Annotated in this window: 1 protein-coding gene and 1 CRISPR repeat array; the gene reads right to left on the bottom strand. The window is 50.3% G+C overall.

Annotation, left to right across the window (positions count from 1 at the left end; genetic code table 11):
• On the bottom strand, positions 1–102 hold a 102-nt coding region (locus H6G62_RS25870; protein ID WP_199324940.1), incomplete at its 3' end, for an IS1 family transposase.
• 130 nt (positions 103–232) lie between these two features.
• Positions 233–4,652: direct repeats of the CRISPR family, unit length 36 nt; unit sequence GTTCCAACCAACTCCAAGCCCTCTCAGGGATTGAAA.
• Positions 4,653–5,260 lie beyond the last annotated feature (608 nt).

The following is a 5,260-nucleotide window of genomic DNA, read 5'->3' as shown; positions in this document are numbered from 1 at the left end:
CACAAATTGACGGCCACAGTCCCGGCACTTGTAATTTTGCTTCCCGCGATGGCTGGTGCCGTTCTTGGAGATATCGTGAGACCCACAGGTCGGACAGGTCATCTCGATGGCCATGCGTTTGTCTCCCTGATTATCGTGGTGGCGTAGCCTGATTTTCCTCTGTCCCGTGCATTAATGCACTACCAGGGATTGAAAGCTGATGCTGATTCGAGCTTTGCGGGGTGGGTAGTGAGGTTCCAACCAACTCCAAGCCCTCTCAGGGATTGAAAGATGCGCCCTATTGAAAAATGGAATATTCAGGAATTTGGTTCCAACCAACTCCAAGCCCTCTCAGGGATTGAAAGCAATAGGAAACCCTCACACCATGAACGAAACGCGGTTCCAACCAACTCCAAGCCCTCTCAGGGATTGAAAATAGAGGCCGTGCTTAGTAAGCTAGAAAGCCGTTAGGGTTCCAACCAACTCCAAGCCCTCTCAGGGATTGAAAACCGCTAGTACAAACTGACCATCGTGCAGCATTGAACCGGTTCCAACCAACTCCAAGCCCTCTCAGGGATTGAAAAAGGCAAGGGTAGGCATAGACTAGGGATGTGTGTTCGGTTCCAACCAACTCCAAGCCCTCTCAGGGATTGAAAAATGATAGGCACCCGCTATCGGGTCATCCGGGCGGGGTTCCAACCAACTCCAAGCCCTCTCAGGGATTGAAAAAGACTGGTGATTTGTATCTGACAATTCCTAAAATTGGTTCCAACCAACTCCAAGCCCTCTCAGGGATTGAAAATCTAGCGTCGCGTAGGTATCGTCCTCCCCGCTCCGGGTTCCAACCAACTCCAAGCCCTCTCAGGGATTGAAAACTGGTCGTGGCCCTCGACGGCTGGCAAGAATCGGGGTTCCAACCAACTCCAAGCCCTCTCAGGGATTGAAAATTTAGCTTTCTTTTGGGCATGGCTTGACGGGTATGGTTCCAACCAACTCCAAGCCCTCTCAGGGATTGAAAAAGGCGGCGTGGTGTTCCACCTCTGTGCAAACTTGGGTCGACGCTGCCTCTGGTTCGGTTCCAACCAACTCCAAGCCCTCTCAGGGATTGAAAAAGGCGGCGTGGTGTTCCACCTGGCGGCGGTTCCCGGGTTCCAACCAACTCCAAGCCCTCTCAGGGATTGAAAAAGGATGTACATTGACGCTAACAGGATTGAACTCGAACTAAAACGCGGTTCCAACCAACTCCAAGCCCTCTCAGGGATTGAAAAAGGATGTACCGAGAAATCAGGGTGTTCAGCCGGGGGGTTCCAACCAACTCCAAGCCCTCTCAGGGATTGAAAAGTTGGCCTTTGAGGCCCTCGCACAGGTGGCCTTTGGTTCCAACCAACTCCAAGCCCTCTCAGGGATTGAAAACATGGCCCACCAGCGACGAGGGGGATACACGCCCTTGGTTCCAACCAACTCCAAGCCCTCTCAGGGATTGAAAACTCTCGCTCCGATAGGTGACGTGTAGTTTCTAGGGGGTTCCAACCAACTCCAAGCCCTCTCAGGGATTGAAAACTATCCGTTGGGGGGCTGGTGCCCTAAATGAAGAGGGTTCCAACCAACTCCAAGCCCTCTCAGGGATTGAAAACCCTCAGTCCGATACTGCGACAGGAGGGGGAGTGGGGGTTCCAACCAACTCCAAGCCCTCTCAGGGATTGAAAAGTCTGTGCCAGACTGTCACCAAATCCATTAATTCGGTTCCAACCAACTCCAAGCCCTCTCAGGGATTGAAAATCACTATCAACTCAAACATGCATTGGAGCTTTGCAGGTTCCAACCAACTCCAAGCCCTCTCAGGGATTGAAAACTCTTATCTCTGTTGAGCCTGCCAATCCCGAATTAGGTTCCAACCAACTCCAAGCCCTCTCAGGGATTGAAAAAAAACCTGGCGGGGGCTGTGGGCTGAGCGGGGCTGGTTCCAACCAACTCCAAGCCCTCTCAGGGATTGAAAAATGAAAATTCCTGTCTACGTCGGTTTTGTAATTTGGGGTTCCAACCAACTCCAAGCCCTCTCAGGGATTGAAAAATGCCAAAGTTGCTGGGCCATCCAATGTAAGCCCCGGTTCCAACCAACTCCAAGCCCTCTCAGGGATTGAAAAGGCGCTCCTAAGCCTAAGCCTGTTGTCTCCCTCGGTTCCAACCAACTCCAAGCCCTCTCAGGGATTGAAAAATGGTCGGACAGCGGCCCGACTTCATTATGGAAGGGTTCCAACCAACTCCAAGCCCTCTCAGGGATTGAAAATGCCATTGTTCTGTTAATCAAGTTGTACAAATTGAGGTTCCAACCAACTCCAAGCCCTCTCAGGGATTGAAAAGAGGAAATTCGCCATGACAACAGCTTTGATTCCAGGTTCCAACCAACTCCAAGCCCTCTCAGGGATTGAAAAAGGAGACAACACCAATTCAGTTTGATTCATGATGCCGGTTCCAACCAACTCCAAGCCCTCTCAGGGATTGAAAACTGTCCGGTGGGGTGCTGGTGCCCTGAGTGAAGAGGTTCCAACCAACTCCAAGCCCTCTCAGGGATTGAAAATGATTCATGATGCCATCCTATTCACAATACGGAGGGGTTCCAACCAACTCCAAGCCCTCTCAGGGATTGAAAAGCTTTTGGTGCGGCCCCCCCCATCGCCCGTAGGGGGTTCCAACCAACTCCAAGCCCTCTCAGGGATTGAAAATAATGGGTTGAAATATGCCTTTCCCCTCGATAAACGGTTCCAACCAACTCCAAGCCCTCTCAGGGATTGAAAACATTGAGGATGGCCAGGGCGCTTCTCTGGGGGTTGCCGGTTCCAACCAACTCCAAGCCCTCTCAGGGATTGAAACCTATGCCTATGACAACCCCAGTTCATGGCTGTACCGTTCCAACCAACTCCAAGCCCTCTCAGGGATTGAAACTAACGGGTTTAAGCAGGAATCTGAAAACCCTTGGAGTTCCAACCAACTCCAAGCCCTCTCAGGGATTGAAACAGCCTGGATGTTGGCAACATCAACACCAGCGAGGAGTTCCAACCAACTCCAAGCCCTCTCAGGGATTGAAACAGTGAAGCTTCAAGCGCTAAATCAAGGGCTGAACGTTCCAACCAACTCCAAGCCCTCTCAGGGATTGAAACGATCCACTCGTCGCCATCCCAGAAATGAGTGGGGTGTTCCAACCAACTCCAAGCCCTCTCAGGGATTGAAACTCTAATTTGCGCTAAATACACTGAAGCCCGGTATGGTTCCAACCAACTCCAAGCCCTCTCAGGGATTGAAACGCGACCGCTTGCCCATCGGCCACCAGCAGCCGGAGGTTCCAACCAACTCCAAGCCCTCTCAGGGATTGAAACAAAACACGATTAATCATATGGAGTGAAGGGCCAAGTTCCAACCAACTCCAAGCCCTCTCAGGGATTGAAACAGCCAGTGATACCCCATCATTTGGGAATACTTGAGAAGCTCGTTCCAACCAACTCCAAGCCCTCTCAGGGATTGAAACCTTAATCGCAGTAACGTAGTCAACGATCTGAAGCTGTTCCAACCAACTCCAAGCCCTCTCAGGGATTGAAACAGAGGATCGGTTATCGGCCACGGCGTAGGATTTCGTTCCAACCAACTCCAAGCCCTCTCAGGGATTGAAACGTTCCCAGCCGGATTCCCTACAAGCGCTACAAGGTTCCAACCAACTCCAAGCCCTCTCAGGGATTGAAACTTACCGGACTCTTTATCAGTGAAACTGTAGCGGCTAGTTCCAACCAACTCCAAGCCCTCTCAGGGATTGAAACATTGCGCGTCCGGGTCGGGGTCGGGTGTCGTGGGTGGTTCCAACCAACTCCAAGCCCTCTCAGGGATTGAAACTGGACGTGATTACGCTCACGGGGGATGAGGATTGCGTTCCAACCAACTCCAAGCCCTCTCAGGGATTGAAACGATTGAAGCCTTCCCGGCTTATTGGTGTGGTGCGCGTTCCAACCAACTCCAAGCCCTCTCAGGGATTGAAACCCTTGAACACCTTGAGGCAGAAGGCGGCAGGCTTCAGTTCCAACCAACTCCAAGCCCTCTCAGGGATTGAAACAACAGCCCCTACCTCACGCCTGAAATGCTCGACAGTTCCAACCAACTCCAAGCCCTCTCAGGGATTGAAACCGAGCCGTACCACGGTTGGAGGTGCCACGGTTCGAGGTTCCAACCAACTCCAAGCCCTCTCAGGGATTGAAACATTGGCTTCAGTGGGTGCTGTTTGTGGCCATGGTGGGTTCCAACCAACTCCAAGCCCTCTCAGGGATTGAAACGGCACTCAATCACTCCCTCATGCGCAATGGTGCAAGTTCCAACCAACTCCAAGCCCTCTCAGGGATTGAAACGAATGTGACACCTCCATTGGCCCCATAGCGCCCGGTTCCAACCAACTCCAAGCCCTCTCAGGGATTGAAACCTAATGAAAAACACCCTGGAAGCCAATGTCAAATCGTTCCAACCAACTCCAAGCCCTCTCAGGGATTGAAACATATTCCGCCTTAATGGTCAGTCGTCCATCGGGGGTTCCAACCAACTCCAAGCCCTCTCAGGGATTGAAACAGGGGTGTATCAACAAGCGGCGATGTAATGAGCAAGTTCCAACCAACTCCAAGCCCTCTCAGGGATTGAAACTTCATGACTGATCCCTCACATACCGTTGGGCATCTCGAAAAATACTGAAGACACTGTCTCACAATGAGACTCACGCCGAAATCCAGACTCCTGAAATATTTGCTAATAGTCCAATATTTGATCATTAGTATTTGGATTCTTAAAGAGATAGTCGATAGACACAAAAAGATGAGATCATAGATAATATAAATCACTCATTTCTCATCAGGGCACCTCGAAAAATACTGAAGGCACTGTCTCACAATGAGACTCATGTCGAAATCTAGATTCCTGAAATATTTGCTAATAGCCCAATATTTGATCATTAGTATTTTGGGTAGTGCATTAATCTACGGGTCAGAGAAAAAAACAGCCAAAAACAGCAATCTACTGCCGTAAGGTCTCTAGGGTCGCCTGATTATTCTCTAGCCTGTACGAAATAGGACTACCGTATTTTGATTCTTAAAGAGATAGTCGATAGACACGAAAAGATGAGATCATAGACAGTATAAATTACTCACTTCTCATCAGGACTATGGGACAAAAAGGATTCTGGGACTTTGAGGAACGCCAGCAGGAATTGCTCAACAAAAATAAAACCTTAAAATATCTCAATGACATTATTCCT

It is taken from the genome of Phormidium sp. FACHB-1136 (genome assembly GCF_014697375.1).
Lineage (GTDB): Bacteria > Cyanobacteriota > Cyanobacteriia > Phormidesmidales > Phormidesmidaceae > Nodosilinea.
This window is presented reverse-complemented; position numbering and strand designations above follow the sequence as displayed.